Below are 14,820 nucleotides of genomic sequence, written 5' to 3' on the forward strand. Positions count from 1 at the left end.
ACTCTGCCTGACTAAATCTGGTGCCGGCTGATCGGTCACTTCAACCGTCTTCGAATTTCGCTTGGATCGTCCGCTAATCATCGGCGGAATCATCCTGGCGATCGTAGTCTTCATGATGGGCGGAGGCCTCAAGCTGCCCTGATCAAAATGTACATTTTGTATATGCCCCGCTGACTTCGGCTGGCGAGGGCTTTTTGTTGTGACGTGATCCCCCGGAATCGCCGATCAATGGTTGTGGTCGGGGCAACCTGAGGGAAGGTCCTTCAGCGTCGACTAGGGGGAAGAGAGAATGCGTAGACTTTTTGTCATGGCCGCCGCGTTGTCGGTGGTCGCTTCTAGCTCGTTTGCTGCCGGCATGGGCGTTTCCTTTGAATGGGGCCCAACCAAGAAGTGCTTCGATTCAAAGTCCCCACCGATCGTGCTGTCGAATGTGCCAGCTGGAACGGTGAAGCTCGAGATCAAGATGATTGATCAGAATGCGAGCTACAATCATGGCGGCGGCAACGTAGCCTTCAGCGGCCAGAGCCAATTGCCCTACGGCGCCTTCAAGTACAAAGGGCCTTGCCCACCTTCTGGTACACATTTCTATAAGATTACGGTGAAGGCGCTTGATGCGAGCGGCAAGGCTCTGGCAAGTGGCTCAGCGACCCAGCCATTCTCAAAGAAATGAATCTCTAGCGCCGTAGGACGCAATGCCCCGCTGCCGAAAGGTGGCGGGGCTTTTTGCGTTTCAGAAGTCGATTTTCTCAATCCAAACAGCCCATCGGGGAACAAAGCAGGAGGCAGTTGAAAAGCCCCTCACGAAACAATCGCCCGTCATCAAATAGCCATGCGACTTCATGCAGGCCCGGCGGTACTCGCTAGACTGATCCTCGCCGATCTTGTTTTCCATGATGCGCATTGCACAGCTGCCATGCGCCCTAGCCACGTTGTTATGCGACCAGGCAAACACTCCGATAATCGCGAAGCCTAGCGCAAGTATCACCCCGGCACCGACGAGCACGAGCTTGAACAACGCCGCAACAAAGCGCATTTCCCCCTCCCGCGTTTGGACGGAGTGTGAGCGAATGCCATCGGAAATCAAGCCGCAAGCCTCATTGTGTCATGGGGTGAGGATTTCCACCACTGTTGCGTGCCGAAGCTTTTCCTCGCCGCGAAGATGCTTCGCCATGACCTTGAGGATCGGCTGGACTGGAACAGCAGCCTTGTTGCCGGCGCCGATGGGTGTCGCGAAGTGGCTTGTGTGCAGATACTCCAGTGCCTGCCATAGTTCGTCACGTTGCGCGCCAGGTACCGCGGGGATCGCCCGGCCGACATAGTGCAGCCGAGCATCTGTCTCCTCGGCCAGAAGCAGCGACGGCGCAGCCCCGCGCTTGCGCTCATAGCCGATCACCACGAATTCCCCCGTGATGTAGGCTTTCGTCTTCAGCCAGTCCTTGCTGTCGCCGCTTCGGTAGATGCTGGCCTTGCGTTTTGAGACGATACCCTCGAGGTCCATTTTCTCGACGGCAGCGAAGAACTCGGCACCCGAGCCTTCGAACGACTGGCTGAACTGGATCGGAGAGATGGGTCGCGGATCGCCCACGACCTCGTGCAGCCGCTCCCGTCGATCCTCGCAACGTTGCTTGCGCAGATCGTTGCCGTCCAGGCTCAGCAGGTCGAAGGCATAGAAGACCAGACTGGCGCCCTCCCATCGAATGGCAGTCGCAAGCTTCTTGAAGTCGGATCGGCCAGTTTCGTCCTGCACCACCATCTCGCCGTCGAGAATTGCGTCGTGGTGGATCAGCTCACGCGCTGCCGCTAGTACTGGGATGTATTTCTTGGACCAATCGTGCCCGTTGCGGGTGAACCCTCGCGCCTGGCTGCCGGCCAGGTGGATTTGCGTCCGGTAGCCGTCGTATTTGATTTCGTGGGCCCATCGTTCGCCTTCTGGCGGACTGTCGACCAGCGTCGGGATACAGGGCGGGATGAATGCAGTCTGACGCAGGGTCTTCATCGGTTAGACGCAGCAAAAGCGGCCCGCCTGGACTTTGCCAAGTCGGGCCGCCTGCATTGCGTGGTGGGTGTGGGCATGGCAGCCGACGCAATACTCAACTCTCGGATTTAGGCCCTGCATCGACGCCGCACCTCACCGTGCAAAGCTTAGTGTTGCTCTCGCCACGGTTGCAGGCAATAGCCCATTAGATAAGGGTGACCTAGCCAATTTGTTGCTTTGGGCATGGAGTGTTGCCTGATCCGGCCTTGTAGATCCGGAGCGTTCCGCTTGCGCCCATGTTACGCGCGCGACCGTTACTCCATGTCGGGCACTTCGCCGGCCCGATAGAGGATTGTGGGCTCGCCATATTCGCCAATGGCTGGGCTCGCTTCGCGGCTCCAGGCAATGACGCCGGCATGCTCACTCTCGATCATCTTCGCCAAGCGCTTGGCTGCATCCTCGCTCTGCATCTGACGAGGATCGAATGCGGGTTTCAGGTCGCCTTCGTCGTCGCGATTGAAAGCGGCAACCACGATCAGCTTCGGCATTTTCTGTTGCGGGACGATGTGACCGGTGTTCGACATCGAGGAATCTCCTAGATCAACGACGCCAGGGATTGAGGTGAAACGATCTGCGTCTCCGGAAGATCCACGACGGTCAGCATGTCGTCAGGCAGCGGACGCTGCAGCTTGCTCGCCTCTGACCAGGGCGCGGTCAGCCACGTTTCAATCTCTTCTGACGTCGTCAGGATGACGGGCATTGCCTTTTCGTGGATCGGGGCAACGACACCGTTCGGGCTGGTCGTCAGGAAGGCATAGACTTCCCAGTCGAGCACGCCGTCACGAATAGTGCGCGCGCCGCGCCATGGCGTCCACAGCCCCGCGAAGACCGCCAGCGACCGAACTTCATTGAGCGCAAACCAGAAATTGCGATGCCGGCCGGTGAGGGGGTCTTTGTCCCCTTCGGTCGGGCTCGGCTCGGCGAAGCTGGTGAAAGGCACCACGCACCTGTTCTCGACGCCAAGATAAGGCGCCCAGTGCTTGCTGTCCGTCCTTCGGATGTTGGTGACGCCCTTGTCGGGTTCCTTCTCCAGCAGAGCCTTGAAATCGACGGTCTGACCCTTCGCCTCGAGCTTTGCCGCGCGGGCCTTGGTCGCCTGGAATTGCACGTTCGAAGCTGTGGGCATGCCCCAGTTGAGCATGGCCAACTGCCGGCGCCCTTCGAAGTTGCGCACCACCGGCCCATTGCGGCCTGGATAGACGTCGATCGACGGCTCAAGGTTGCCGGCGATGTCGTCGAGCACCTTGGTCAGGGCGCGCAGTTCATCTTGCGAGGAAGAGAAATTGTAGAGGTTGCACATGGTCAAAACCTGCCTTGAGCGGTGCGTGCCGTCAATCAGTGAGGCAGGCTCTCGCCGTCTCGATAGTACTCAAGCGACGACATGCCGGGCTTCTTGTCCTCGGGCCAGCCAACGCAACAGGCATCTATGGCGGCTGCTTCCGCATCAAGCCAAACGCGAGCCGCTTTCGAGTCCTCGTCGCTCAACTCTCCCTGGAAACCATCGTCATCCCAGCATTCGAGCGCCCACATCCCCGCGCAGGCGCGATCAGCTGTCATGCCGGCGGCATGCAACACGGCTTCCGCGGCGGCGATGCCTCGCTGTTTGTCCTCCGGGGAAACTCCCTCGATCTTCAGGTGCAATCCCATGACCGGGCCTCCATCACATGCCCATAGGTTAGCGTGATGTGAATTGACTCCGCAAGGAGTTTGTTCCTATTTCGTTCTCATGCCGCAGCCGAACCGAGCCACGCCCTTTCCACTGTCGAAGCTGAACGATGCCCGCGATCTGGTCGAGGTTCGGTGCGCCTATTGCAAGCGAGCTCACGTGTATTACCCGACGGACCTGATCCAGTTGTTCGGCGACGTCGACGTCGATTCACTTTCGGGCCGGATGAAGTGCGAGAGCGTCCCCGGCGGCCATGGGTTCCTCAAGGTCGAGCGCGTTTTCTCCGGCTCCAGGGAGATGGTAGGAAAGAAGATCCGCCGGCTTGTTGCCATCAGGGTTCAACGCATTCCGGTATGGCGGGAAGAATGACAGCCGCCAAGAAACGCGAGAATGCCTAGCGCGCCCATATCGGCCGTCATTCGAGGCGGTGGGTACGGTCAACGACACTTCCACGGGCATCCGTGTTATTTTCGATTCAGCCTGATCGACAGACTGAGTGATAGATGATCTGTTGGGCGGCGAAGTAAGGGGGGAGATATGAAATCAGTGTTTCTGGCCGCTTTGGCGGTTCTTGCTCTAACCATGTCTGCTTATGCTCATGGCGGTGGATGCCGGAAAAGTTCACCGCCTGGTCAATGCTGCCATATGGATAATAGCGCCGGTTCGGTCCACTGCCACTAAATCGATGCGAAGGTCAGATTTCTTTGCAGCGGCTGGTCGTTGATCACCCGCACCAAGGCCGTTTGACCTTTGGGCGCCAAATGATCGCATAGCCCTCTGCCAGCAGCACGTTCTCTGCCAGCCGCCCATCAGATAGCCTGATGCGCACCAGCGGCCGGCGGTCTGAGGTCTTGTCCCGCTGGCCAGTGTCCTCGATCCGCAAGCCGGGGTCTTGGATAAGCTCCGCCAGGCGCTTCTTGGCCTCGCGACCGAGCATGCGTTCCCGCTCGCATTTGGCCCGGCCGATCTCGGGTGTGTCGATCCCTGTCTTGAACGGAACACCGTCACCGATCAGGCGCATGTTCTGACCGTTGCAACGGATGGTGTCGCCATCAACTGCGGTCAGGGTGGAGCAGGAGAGGATGGTGGCGGCTAGGAGGGTGATCATGGGGCGGATATTAGTTAGCCAGACCGGGCGAGAACAAACGCAAAACTCGATTTGGCGAACCACCGGTTAACCAGTTGATTTCATGTAGTTCGCGCCTGCCCTCCGGGCCCACCAAAAACTAAGTTTTTGATTTTATTTATATTTTCTCCGTTTTAGTCCGGGCGTACACCACGGCGTACACTGGAACACGCGTGTATCTTTGGTCAGGCCATGAGTGCTCAAGAAGTATTCTTGGATGCCAATCGGAATAAGTTGAGGTTAGTCATCTCAGGGGCGAAATCTTCCCATCGCAATCTTGAACGTTTCGGTAGGAATGTGGCGCGCGGCTACCTCCTCGCTTGACATGGCTGGGACGTCGGCAGCACGACTGCGGATGCCGCCCTTCGGCGCCAGCGCCCAAGGCAATGCCGGTGCCTGTCGTGGTAAGAAGACAGATCCATCTCGAACATGCCGCGCGCACCGAAGCCATCCGCATCGTGACGCTGCGCGCCAAGGCGTCAGGCTATCTGCAGGCACACGGACTATCAGGCCGCGCTCGATCAGGCCAAGGCGCAGATCGAGCGTGACCAGGCATCGCTCGAATAGCTCAAGTCGAGCCTCACCCGCGGCAACAAGCTCGCCGACAACGGCTATCTGGCCAAGGACGGGTTCGACCAGCGCTGCAGCGCGGTGCGACAGGCGGAAGCAGCCCGTGCCATATCACGTTCGGCCTTGCGGACTGCCGACTCAGTTCAACGCCGCGGCCGGCATGCGCAATATCGGGACGCGACTTGGTCGATCGAACCAGCCTCTCGAACTGGCATGCAACGACGTGCCAGTTCATTCGCTCCGCGCGTAACCGTCGGCCAGTCAGTCCTTGATGATGACGTCGGCCTTGTCGAATTTGGTGACGTCGATCAGCCCCTTGTCCGAGATGAGCAGTTCCCGGATCACGACAAGCGCCAGCAGCGAGTGCTGCATATAGGCGTCGCTTCGACCAACATGCCGGCCTTCACGGCGACCACCTCGGCCCGCTCGTCCGACATCGGGCCGGCGACCAGAAGCTCGACCAGCGCAAGCTCCTTGCCCTCGCTGATCATCACGATGCCGCCGCTGACCTCTGCAGCCTGTTGGCTGCCTGGGCCATGTCGGCCTTGTTGGTGCCGGCGACGATGATGTGATGGCTGTCATGCGCGATGGTCGAGGCCATGGCGCAATCCTTGGAGTAGCCGAAGCCCGAGACGAAGGCATTGACCACTTCACCGGTGGCCCCGGTGGACTAGCGGCCCTCATGTCGACTGTGACGATGCCTAGCGGGCGTGTTGCTTCCAAGGTCGATGACCAGGCCTCGTCAACACTCGGGCAAGTTCACCGCAAGCCCGCCCAGCGATGTTTCCTTATATTTCGTCGCCATGTCCTGGCCGGTCTGGCGCATGGTCTCGATGCAGTTGTCGAGGGGCATGAAGTGCTGACCATCGCCGCGGAGCGCCAGGCTGGCCGCCGAGACCGCCTTGATCGCGCCAAGACCGTTGCGTTCGATGCAGGGCACCTGGACAAGGCCGCCGGCCGGGTCGCAGGTCATGCCGAGATGATGCTCGAGCGCGATTTCGGCCGCGTTCTCGATCTGCTCGTTGGTTCCGCCCAGCGCTGCGCAAAGCCCCGCCGCGGCCATGGCGGACGCCGAGCCGATCTCGGCCTGGCAACCGCATTCCGCGCCGGAGATCGAGGCGCGGTGCTTGATCAGCCCGCCAATGGCGGCCGCAGTCAGGAGAAACTGCCGTTCGCCATCCGCATTGGCACCGACGCAGTGATCGCTGTAGTAGCGCAGCACGGCAGGTACGACGCCGGCAGCACCATTGGTCGGCGCTGTCACGACGCGCCCTCCCGCCGCATTCTCCTCGTTGACGGCCATGGCATAGACGAGCAGCCAGTCGGTCGCCGCGTGCGGCTGTGCCCGGTTGCTGCCGCGCTCGCCGAGCAATTGCTGGTGCAGGCCCTTAGCGCGGCGTCGCACCGACAGTCCTCCCGGAAGAATACCTTCCTGGCTGAGGCCGCGATCGATGCAGCCGTTCATTGCCGCCTGGAGTCGTTCAAGTCCCGGCTCCAGATCGCGGCCATGGCGCACCCGTTCGTTCGCTTCCTTCATCGCTGCGATCGGCAGTCCCGATTCACGCCCCATCCGCAGCATCTCGACGGCGGAGGTGAAGGGATAAGGCACGTCGCCTGCGGCTGTGTCCCGCGAAGGGGACACACTGGAAAGCTGGTCTTCACTGACGACGAAACCGCCGCCGATCGAGTACCAGACCTCACGCAGAACGACATTGCCGGAAAGCCCGTGCGCGGTGAAGACCATGCCGTTGGCATGGCCCGGCAGCGGCGGTCCGTAGTCGAAGACGAGGTCGTGATCCGGATCGAAGGCGATGGCGCCGATCCCGGGCGCCGTGATGTTACGCGTGACCTTGAGGCCTGCGACCAAGGCTTCTGCCTGGTCGGGGTCGAGTGTATCAGGCAGAAATCCCATGAGCCCCAGAAACACTGCCCGGTCGGTTGCGTGGCCTTTGCCGGTGTAGGCGAGGGATCCATGCAGGGAGACCGTCAGCCGCCGGCATTCGGTCCGCCCGGGCAGGGCGGCGAGGGCCTTGAGGAAGCGCGAAGCGGCGACCATCGGGCCCATCGTGTGCGACGAGGACGGGCCGATGCCGATCTTGAAGATATCGAAGACGGACAGGAACATGGATCGATCCTTGAAGGGGTGTGCCCCCGGCGCGCGACCGGGGGCGACAGGCTCACTCGGCGGCTTCCGCGTAGCTTTCGAGCGGCGGGCAGGTGCAGACGAGGTTGCGGTCGCCATGCACATTGTCGATCCGGTTGACCGGCGGCCAATATTTGTCGGCCCGGAACGAGCCCGCCGGGAAGCAGGCGGCCTCGCGGCTGTAGGGGCGGTCCCAGTCGCCGACGAGATCCTCGACGGTATGGGGCGCGCGCTTCAGCGGATTGTCCTCGGCATCGAGCGTGCCGGCGACGATGGCCTCCGCTTCGGCGGCAATGCCCAGCATGGCGGCGATGAAGCGGTCGAGTTCGGCCTTGGGCTCGCTCTCCGTCGGCTCCACCATCAGCGTGCCGGCCACCGGCCAGCTCATCGTCGGCGCGTGGAAACCGCAGTCGACAAGGCGCTTGGCGATGTCGTCGACGGTCACCCCGGCGCGTTCCTTCAGCACTCTCGTATCCAGGATGCACTCATGCGCGACATGGCCGGCGGCCGAGCTGTAGAGGATCGGATAGGCGGACGCCAATCGCCGCGCAATGTAGTTGGCGCTGAGAATCGCAGTCTTGGTCGCCTGGGTCAGGCCCTCGCCACCCATCAACAGGCAATAGGCCCAGGAGATGAGCAGGATCGACGCGGAGCCGAATGGTGCGGATGATATGGCGAATGCGCCGGCAGCCGGATTGCCCGGCAGATGCGGCACGAGATGCGCCTTGACCCCGATCGGCCCCATGCCCGGCCCGCCGCCGCCATGCGGGATGGCAAAGGTCTTGTGCAGGTTGAGGTGGCTGACGTCGCCGCCGATATCGCCAGGGCGCGCGAGACCAACCATGGCGTTCATGTTGGCGCCGTCGATATAGACCTGTCCGCCATTGTCATGGGTGAGTGAGCAGATCTCGCGCACGGTCGTCTCGAACACGCCGTGGGTCGAGGGGTAGGTGATCATGCAAGCGGCCAGGTTTTCGGCATGGGCTTCCGCCTTGGCGCGGAAGTCGGCGACATCGATGTTGCCGTCGGCGGCCACGCCGACCACCACCACCTTCATGCCAGCCATCTGTGCGGATGCCGGATTGGTGCCATGCGCCGAGGTCGGGATCAGGCAGACGTTGCGATGGCCGTTGCCGCGCGCCTCGTGATAGCGGCGGATCGTCAGCAGGCCGGCATATTCACCCTGGGCACCCGAATTGGGCTGCATCGAAAATGCGTCATAACCGGTGATCTGGCACAATTTTGCCTCGAGGTCGCTCAGCATCTCGGCATAACCCTGCGCCTGGTCGGCGGGGGCATAGGGGTGAAGGTTGGCGAATTCCGGCCAGCTCAGCGCCATCATTTCGGCGGTGGCATTGAGCTTCATCGTGCAACTGCCGAGCGGAATCATGGCCCGGTCAAGCGCAAGGTCGCGATCGGCAAGGCGGCGCATGTAGCGCGTCATCTCGGCTTCGGCGCGGTTCATGTGGAAGACGGGGTGGGTCATGAACACAGAGGTCCGCAGCAGCGCGTCGGGCAGGCGATACTCAGGCGTCAGGTCGTCATCCGCCATGCCGCCGCCAAAGGCGCGCCAGATCGCCTCGGTGTGGCTGCGTCGGACAGTCTCGTCGAAGGTTATGCCAATGCGCGTCTCGCCGATCGGGCGAAGGTTGATCCCTTCACGCAGGGCCGATGCCAGGATGGCGTCGCGGCGGGGGCCGCATTCCACTGTTACCGTGTCGAAGAAGCTTGCCGGCTGGATAGGAAAGCCAAGGGTCTCCAGTCCCTTGACCAGCCGAACCAGCTTGCGGTGGATGCGCTCGGCGATCGCCCGCAATCCGTCCGGGCCGTGGAAAACGCCATACATCGAGGCCATGACGGCCAGCAGCGCCTGTGCGGTGCAGACATTCGACGTCGCCTTTTCGCGGCGGATATGCTGCTCGCGCGTCTGCAGCGACAGCCGATAGGCGCGGTTGCCGCGGGCGTCGATGGAGACGCCGACGATCCGGCCCGGCATCGACCGCGCGAGGTTGGCGCGCACGGCCATGTAGGCGGCGTGCGGACCGCCATAGCCCAGGGGCACGCCGAAACGCTGGCTGGAGCCGATAGCGATGTCGGCGCCCATCTCGCCCGGCGGCTTCAGCAGGGTCAGGGCCAGCGGATCGGCGGCCACGACGGCCAGCGCGCCCGCGTCCTTGAGCGCTGCGATCGGGGCGGTGAAGTCCTGCACATGGCCATAGGTGCCGGGATACTGGAACAGCGCGCCGAAAACGCGCGACGGATCGAGATCGGTGAAAGGATCGCCGATGATCACGTCCCAGCCGAGCGGTTCCGCCCGGGTCGCGACCACGGCAATTGTCTGCGGATGGCAATGATGGTCGACAAAGAAGGCGCGGGCCTTCGAGCGTGACGCACGCTCGCACAGGGCCATGGCTTCGGCCGCGGCGGTGCCTTCGTCAAGCAGCGACGCATTGGCGATGTCGAGCCCGGTCAGGTCGCACATCATGGTCTGATAGTTGAGCAGCGCCTCGAGCCGGCCCTGGCTGATCTCAGGCTGATAAGGCGTGTAGGCGGTGTACCAGGCCGGGTTCTCGAAGATGTTGCGCTGGATCGCCGGCGGGGTGAAGGTGCCGTGGTAACCCTGTCCGATGAAGCTGGCATTGGCCGTGTTCTTCATCGCCACGTTGCGCAGCCGTTCCAGTACGCCGCGCTCGGACAGCGCCTTGCCCCAGGCAAGAGGGCGTGTCTGCCGGATGTCTGCCGGGACGATTGCGTCGATGAAGGCATCGAGGCTTTCGGCGCCGACTGTTTCCAGCATCTCCGCCATTTCGCGCGGGGAGGGGCCGATGTGGCGGCGATTTGCAAAGTCGTATGGCGCGTAGCCGGTCGGGGTGTAGCTCATCTCAGTCTCCTCATCCCACCAGTGCCAGATAGGCGGCTTCATCCATCAACGCTGTGGCATCATCCACGTTTGCGAGGCGCAGCCTGAAGAACCAGCCTTCGCCTTCGGGCGACCTGTTGATCATGGCAGGGTCGCTGTGGAGGAATTCATTGACCGCAATGATCTCGCCCGCCAGCGGGCAATAGACGTCGGAGGCGGCCTTGACGGACTCAACGGTGGCTGCCGTCTCGCCCTTTTCGAGCACGGTGCCGACCGCCGGCAGGTCGACGAAGACCAGATCCCCCAGCAGTTCGCTGGCGTAGCGGGTGATGCCGACCGTGGCTATGCCACCCTTGATGGACAGCCATTCGTGATCTTCGGTGAATTTCAGCATATCGGGGCTCCTCAGTACCGTTTGTAGCGTTGCTTGATAAAGGGCAGCGGGGAGACGAAGACGCGAAGGCGTTTGCCCCTGACTTCGGCGAACAGGGGCGTGTCCGTGCTGCTCAGTTCGGTCGGAACATGGGCCAGGGCGACCGGCGCATTGACGGAGGGGCCGAAGCCGCCTGAGGTCACCTGTCCGACCGGTTCGCCGCCGACTTCGGCGGCAAACAGCTCCGTGCCCTCTCGGATCGGCGCACGGCCCTCGATCCGCAGTCCGACACGGCGGCGCGAAGCCCCCGTTGCCAGTTCTTCGAGGATAATCTCTGCCCCGGGGAAGCCGCCGGCGCGTGCTCCGCCTCGCCGCCGCACCTTCTGGATCGCCCATTCCAGCGCGCCCTGGGCAGGGGTGGTGGTGGCATCGATGTCATGGCCATAGAGGCACAGGCCCGATTCCAGCCGCAGGCTGTCCCGCGCGCCCAAGCCGACAGGGCGAACCCTGGAATCGGACAGCAGCGCTTCGGCGAGTGCTGCGGCGCGGTCGGCGGGAACCGAAATTTCATAGCCGTCTTCGCCAGTATAGCCCGCCCGCGCCACGATGCAGGGCGTTCCCAGCAGATTGATGTCGGCGACCTCCATGAAATGCATCTCTGCCACCTCAGGAGCGAGTGCCGCGAGCGCGGCCTCGGCATCAGGGCCCTGCAACGCGATCAAGGCACGATCCGTGAGCTCCTCGATCTCGCAGTCTTTGCCGAGGTGAGCCCGAAGATGGGCGACATCCTGCGCCTTGCAGGCGGCGTTGACCACCAGGAAGAGGTGATCGCCGCGGTTGGCGATCATCAGGTCGTCGAGGATGCCACCATCGTCCGCGGTGAAGAGCCCGTAGCGCTGGCGCCCCGGCTTCAGGCCGAGGACATCAACCGGAACCAGCCGTTCGAGCGCCAGCGCCGCATCCTCGCTCCTGCCCGTCCTCGGGCGAAGAATGACCTGTCCCATATGGCTGACGTCAAAAAGCCCGGCGGCGACGCGGCAGTGCAGGTGTTCCTTCAGGACGCCGTCGGCAAACTGGACGGGCATCTCATAACCGGCGAACGGCACCATCCTGCCGCCGCGTGAAACGTTGAATGCCGTCAGCGGGGTTTGCCGCAACTGGAATGGCAAGGTCATGAAGAGCCTCCAAGGCTGGAAAACAGAGCGCTGTCGAACTTGTTCGGGCATGGAACAGGCGGCCATCCCGTCAGGGCGGGAAAGGGCCGCCTGACATCTCAGGTCGCTGCGCTGGAAAGGGCCGCCACGCATGCCTCCTTCACAGCCTCACCCATGCCCGGATGCGGATGGGAGGTGCCGGCAATTTCGGCTAGCGTCGTGCCGAGCCGAAGCCCGAGGACCAGTTCCTGCAACAGTTCCCCCGCGCCATGTCCGAGGATATGGGCGCCGAGAAGCCGGCCTGTCTCGGCGCAGGCGATGACCTTGGCGAAGCCGTCGGTGGCGCCGATCGCACGGGCGCGGCCGTTGGCCAGGAAGCTGGCCTTGCCGACCAGAAACGCGCGCCCGGAGGTGCCGGCATCGTCCTCCGTGAGGCCGACGCCGGCGATTTCGGGCGCCGTGTAGACCACCCCCGGCACGAGGCGATAGTCGGGTGCGCCATGCGCCTTGCCCGCCAGAGCATCGATGCAGGCAGCGGCGTCTTCTTCGGCCTTGTGGGCGAGCATCGGCCCGGGCACCACGTCGCCGATGGCCAGGACGCCGGGCACGCTGGTGCGGAACTGTGCATCGACTTCGACAAAGCCCCTGGCGTCCTGCCTGACCCCCAGCGCCTCAAGCCCAAGGCCTGCGGTGTGGGGCCGCCTGCCGATAGCGACGAGCACGGCATCTGCTGCCAGCGTTTCCAGTTCGCCCGATCCGCGGGTTTCGATCTCGACGCTGGCCGCCTCGCCGTCGCGGGCGATTGTCTTGACGGCCGCGTTCAGGGTGAAGCCGATGCCTTGGCGGGCGAGGATCCGCTGCGCGTTCCTGGCCAGCTCGCCGTCGATGCCGGGCAGGATGCGGTCGAGATACTCGACGACAGTCACCTTGGCGCCGAGGCGCGACCAGATCTGGCCGATCTCCAAGCCGATGACACCGGCGCCGACCACCACCAGCCGGTCCGGCACCTTGCCGAGCGACAAGGCACCTGTCGACGACAGGACGAGCTTTTCGTCAAAGGGGACATTGGGCAGGGCAGCAGGCGCGGACCCGGTGGCGATCAGAATGTGCCGTGCGGAGATCTCGCGCTCACCAACCGTAACCCGCCCCGGAGCGGCGATGCTCGCACGCCCCTGGATGAATTCCACGCCGGCCTTCTTGAACAGGAAAGCGATGCCTTTGGTCAGGTCGGAAACCACCTTGTCCTTGCGCGCCATCATGCGCGAAAGGTCGAAGCGGGCGGCTTCGGTCTCGATGCCTTGGTCGGCGAGGGATTTCAGCCCTGCCCAGTGTTCGGTCGATGACAGCAGCGCCTTCGAGGGAATGCAGCCGACATTCAGGCAGGTGCCGCCCGCCGTGGACCGCTCATCGATGCAGGCCACCCGCATGCCGGCCTGTGCGGCCCTGAGTGCGGCGACATAGCCTCCCGGTCCGGCGCCGATGACGGCGAGGTCGAAATCAGGCATCGGCCTTGCTCCCGTAGATCGGGAAGGCGAAGCAGAGCGCGGTTACTCTCCGGTGGACTGTGTCTTCGACGGCAGCGTTCGGGCCGCTGCGCAGGCTGTCCAGCACGTCCCCGATCAGATGGCCGATCTGCCGGAACTCCTCGGGGCCGAAGCCGCGCGAACAACCGGCTGCGGTGCCCAGGCGGATGCCCGAGGTCACCGTGGGCTTCTCGGGGTCGCCTGGCACGCCGTTCTTGTTGCAGGTGATGCCGGCGCGCTCCAGCGCCTCGGCCGCTTCGTTGCCCTTGAGGCCAAGGGGACGCAAATCAACCAGCATCAGATGGTTGTCGGTGCCGCCGGAGACGATCGCAGCACCTCGCTCGACCAGAACCGCGGCGAGCGCCTTGGCGCTGGCCACGACCCGTCCGGCATATTCCGTGAAATCCGGTTCCAGCGCCTCGGCGAAGGCGACGGCCTTGGCGGCGATCACATGCATCAGCGGTCCGCCCTGCAGGCCGGGAAAAACCGCCGCATTGATCTTTTTGGCGATGGCCTCGTCATTGCTCAGGATGATGCCGCCGCGCGGGCCACGCAGGGTCTTGTGTGTGGTCGAGGTGACGACATGGGCATGGAGCATCGGGCTCGGGTGATGGCCGGTGGCGACCAGCCCCGCAATATGGGCCATGTCGACCATCAGCATGGCGCCGACGCTGTCGGCGATGGCGCGGAAGCGGGCAAAGTCGATCACCCTGGAATAGGCCGAGGCGCCGGCGATGATCAGCTTCGGGCGCTCGGCCTCAGCCAGGGCAGCTACCTGATCGTAGTCGATCAGCCCTTCCGGGGTCAGCCCATAGGTGATGGCGCGGAACCACTTGCCTGAAAGCGCCGGACGCGCACCGTGGGTGAGATGGCCGCCGGCATCCAGCGACATGCCGAGGATGGTGTCGCCCGGCTGCAGCAAGGCCAGCATGACAGCGCCGTTGGCCTGGGCGCCGGAGTGGGGCTGCACATTGGCGAATTGCGCGCCGAACAGCTGTCTTACGCGATCGATCGCCAGTTGCTCGACCACGTCAACCTCGCCGCAGCCGCCATAGTAGCGCTTGCCGGGATAGCCTTCGGCGTATTTGTTGGTCAGCACCGAGCCCTGCGCCGCCATCACCCTTGGGCTGGCGTGGTTTTCCGACGCGATCAGCTCGATTTCGCCCTCCTGGCGCCGTCCCTCGGCCTCGATGGCCGCCCACAGGTCCGGGTCGAAAGTGGCAAGCGCTGATGTGCCGTCGGTCATGTCTTCTCCTCCTGTGACGATGGCCAGCGCAGGCTGCCCGATCTCGTCCAAGGATATCGAACGGCCATCATTGTTGAACTTCATAGTTCTCATGCTAGGATGAGGGATACTCATGATAGGATCG

The 14,820-nt window shown here is 63.2% G+C and carries 14 protein-coding genes and 1 pseudogene; 2 read left to right on the forward strand and 13 right to left on the reverse strand.

All coding sequences use genetic code 11. The features are described from left to right. Positions 1 to 289 precede the first annotated feature (289 nt). On the forward strand, positions 290 to 670 hold the full coding sequence (locus H5P29_RS13695) for a phospholipid-binding protein (RefSeq protein WP_154384917.1): 381 nt from the start codon (positions 290 to 292) through the stop codon (positions 668 to 670). 60 nt (positions 671 to 730) lie between these two features. Here the strand turns inward: H5P29_RS13695 and H5P29_RS13700 are convergent, their stop codons facing one another. The 5 genes from H5P29_RS13700 to H5P29_RS13720 form a co-directional block, all read right to left on the reverse strand. Beyond that, positions 731 to 1,033 carry a hypothetical protein gene (locus H5P29_RS13700; protein WP_154384918.1) on the reverse strand — a complete coding sequence of 101 codons (303 nt, stop codon included), beginning with the start codon at positions 1,031 to 1,033 and terminating at the stop codon, positions 731 to 733. Between the two features lie 69 nt (positions 1,034 to 1,102). Further along, on the reverse strand, positions 1,103 to 1,996 hold the full coding sequence (ligD, locus tag H5P29_RS13705; RefSeq protein WP_154384919.1) for a non-homologous end-joining DNA ligase: 894 nt from the start codon (positions 1,994 to 1,996) through the stop codon (positions 1,103 to 1,105). Positions 1,997 to 2,289: 293 nt separating this feature from the next. Next, positions 2,290 to 2,559, reverse strand: coding sequence for a hypothetical protein (locus tag H5P29_RS13710; RefSeq protein WP_154384920.1), 270 nt, complete (start codon positions 2,557 to 2,559; stop codon positions 2,290 to 2,292). An 11-nt stretch (positions 2,560 to 2,570) separates the two neighbouring features. Next, complete coding sequence (locus H5P29_RS13715; protein ID WP_154384921.1) at positions 2,571 to 3,335, reverse strand: SOS response-associated peptidase; 765 nt, start codon at positions 3,333 to 3,335, stop codon at positions 2,571 to 2,573. A gap of 35 nt (positions 3,336 to 3,370) precedes the next feature. Then, positions 3,371 to 3,682, reverse strand: coding sequence for a hypothetical protein (locus H5P29_RS13720; RefSeq protein WP_154384922.1), 312 nt, complete (start codon positions 3,680 to 3,682; stop codon positions 3,371 to 3,373). Positions 3,683 to 3,761: 79 nt separating this feature from the next. Here H5P29_RS13720 and H5P29_RS13725 point away from each other — a divergent pair, with 79 nt between their 5' ends. After that, on the forward strand, positions 3,762 to 4,070 hold the full coding sequence (locus H5P29_RS13725) for a hypothetical protein (protein ID WP_154384923.1): 309 nt from the start codon (positions 3,762 to 3,764) through the stop codon (positions 4,068 to 4,070). 355 nt (positions 4,071 to 4,425) lie between these two features. On the opposite strand, the gene H5P29_RS13730 is transcribed toward H5P29_RS13725, so the two are convergent. The 8 genes and pseudogenes from H5P29_RS13730 to glyA all read right to left on the reverse strand — a co-directional run bounded on the left by H5P29_RS13730 (position 4,426) and on the right by glyA (position 14,696). Then, a complete protein-coding gene (locus H5P29_RS13730) occupies positions 4,426 to 4,809 on the reverse strand; it encodes a thermonuclease family protein (RefSeq protein ID WP_154384924.1) in 384 nt (127 codons plus the stop codon). An 849-nt stretch (positions 4,810 to 5,658) separates the two neighbouring features. Continuing rightward, positions 5,659 to 6,055 (reverse strand): annotated as a pseudogene (locus tag H5P29_RS13735) (adenine deaminase C-terminal domain-containing protein); the annotation flags it as partial. A gap of 84 nt (positions 6,056 to 6,139) precedes the next feature. Then, on the reverse strand, positions 6,140 to 7,522 hold the full coding sequence (locus H5P29_RS13740; protein ID WP_154384925.1) for an L-serine ammonia-lyase: 1,383 nt from the start codon (positions 7,520 to 7,522) through the stop codon (positions 6,140 to 6,142). A 52-nt stretch (positions 7,523 to 7,574) separates the two neighbouring features. Next, positions 7,575 to 10,421, reverse strand: coding sequence for an aminomethyl-transferring glycine dehydrogenase (gene gcvP, locus H5P29_RS13745; protein WP_154384926.1), 2,847 nt, complete (start codon positions 10,419 to 10,421; stop codon positions 7,575 to 7,577). Positions 10,422 to 10,431: 10 nt separating this feature from the next. Continuing rightward, positions 10,432 to 10,794: a glycine cleavage system protein GcvH gene (gcvH, locus tag H5P29_RS13750; RefSeq protein WP_067959924.1), complete on the reverse strand. Its 363-nt coding sequence runs from the start codon at positions 10,792 to 10,794 to the stop codon at positions 10,432 to 10,434. 11 nt (positions 10,795 to 10,805) lie between these two features. Beyond that, entirely contained in the window at positions 10,806 to 11,948 is a 1,143-nt protein-coding gene (gene gcvT / locus H5P29_RS13755; protein WP_154384970.1) for a glycine cleavage system aminomethyltransferase GcvT, read from the reverse strand. A gap of 98 nt (positions 11,949 to 12,046) precedes the next feature. Then, a complete protein-coding gene (gene lpdA, locus H5P29_RS13760; RefSeq protein WP_154384927.1) occupies positions 12,047 to 13,432 on the reverse strand; it encodes a dihydrolipoyl dehydrogenase in 1,386 nt (461 codons plus the stop codon). Further along, positions 13,425 to 14,696, reverse strand: coding sequence for a serine hydroxymethyltransferase (gene glyA, locus H5P29_RS13765; protein ID WP_067966296.1), 1,272 nt, complete (start codon positions 14,694 to 14,696; stop codon positions 13,425 to 13,427). The genes lpdA and glyA overlap by 8 nt, the downstream gene beginning before the upstream one ends. Positions 14,697 to 14,820 lie beyond the last annotated feature (124 nt).

Origin of the sequence: Aminobacter sp. MDW-2 (genome assembly GCF_014250155.1) — a bacterium.
GTDB classification, from domain to species: domain Bacteria; phylum Pseudomonadota; class Alphaproteobacteria; order Rhizobiales; family Rhizobiaceae; genus Aminobacter; species Aminobacter ciceronei.

Bases quoted from the DNA above. Each gene is read 5' to 3' on its own strand.
- H5P29_RS13740 (WP_154384925.1), bottom strand. From the start codon at position 7,522: ATGTTCCTGTCCGTCTTCGATATCTTCAAGATCGGCATCGGCCCGTCC.
- H5P29_RS13700 (WP_154384918.1), bottom strand. From the start codon at position 1,033: ATGCGCTTTGTTGCGGCGTTGTTCAAGCTCGTGCTCGTCGGTGCCGGG.
- gcvT (WP_154384970.1), bottom strand. From the start codon at position 11,948: ATGACCTTGCCATTCCAGTTGCGGCAAACCCCGCTGACGGCATTCAAC.
- H5P29_RS13715 (WP_154384921.1), bottom strand. From the start codon at position 3,335: ATGTGCAACCTCTACAATTTCTCTTCCTCGCAAGATGAACTGCGCGCC.
- H5P29_RS13695 (WP_154384917.1), top strand. From the start codon at position 290: ATGCGTAGACTTTTTGTCATGGCCGCCGCGTTGTCGGTGGTCGCTTCT.
- H5P29_RS13730 (WP_154384924.1), bottom strand. From the start codon at position 4,809: ATGATCACCCTCCTAGCCGCCACCATCCTCTCCTGCTCCACCCTGACC.
- H5P29_RS13720 (WP_154384922.1), bottom strand. From the start codon at position 3,682: ATGGGATTGCACCTGAAGATCGAGGGAGTTTCCCCGGAGGACAAACAG.
- gcvH (WP_067959924.1), bottom strand. From the start codon at position 10,794: ATGCTGAAATTCACCGAAGATCACGAATGGCTGTCCATCAAGGGTGGC.
- H5P29_RS13710 (WP_154384920.1), bottom strand. From the start codon at position 2,559: ATGTCGAACACCGGTCACATCGTCCCGCAACAGAAAATGCCGAAGCTG.
- lpdA (WP_154384927.1), bottom strand. From the start codon at position 13,432: ATGCCTGATTTCGACCTCGCCGTCATCGGCGCCGGACCGGGAGGCTAT.
- gcvP (WP_154384926.1), bottom strand. From the start codon at position 10,421: ATGAGCTACACCCCGACCGGCTACGCGCCATACGACTTTGCAAATCGC.
- ligD (WP_154384919.1), bottom strand. From the start codon at position 1,996: ATGAAGACCCTGCGTCAGACTGCATTCATCCCGCCCTGTATCCCGACG.
- glyA (WP_067966296.1), bottom strand. From the start codon at position 14,696: ATGACCGACGGCACATCAGCGCTTGCCACTTTCGACCCGGACCTGTGG.
- H5P29_RS13725 (WP_154384923.1), top strand. From the start codon at position 3,762: ATGCCGCAGCCGAACCGAGCCACGCCCTTTCCACTGTCGAAGCTGAAC.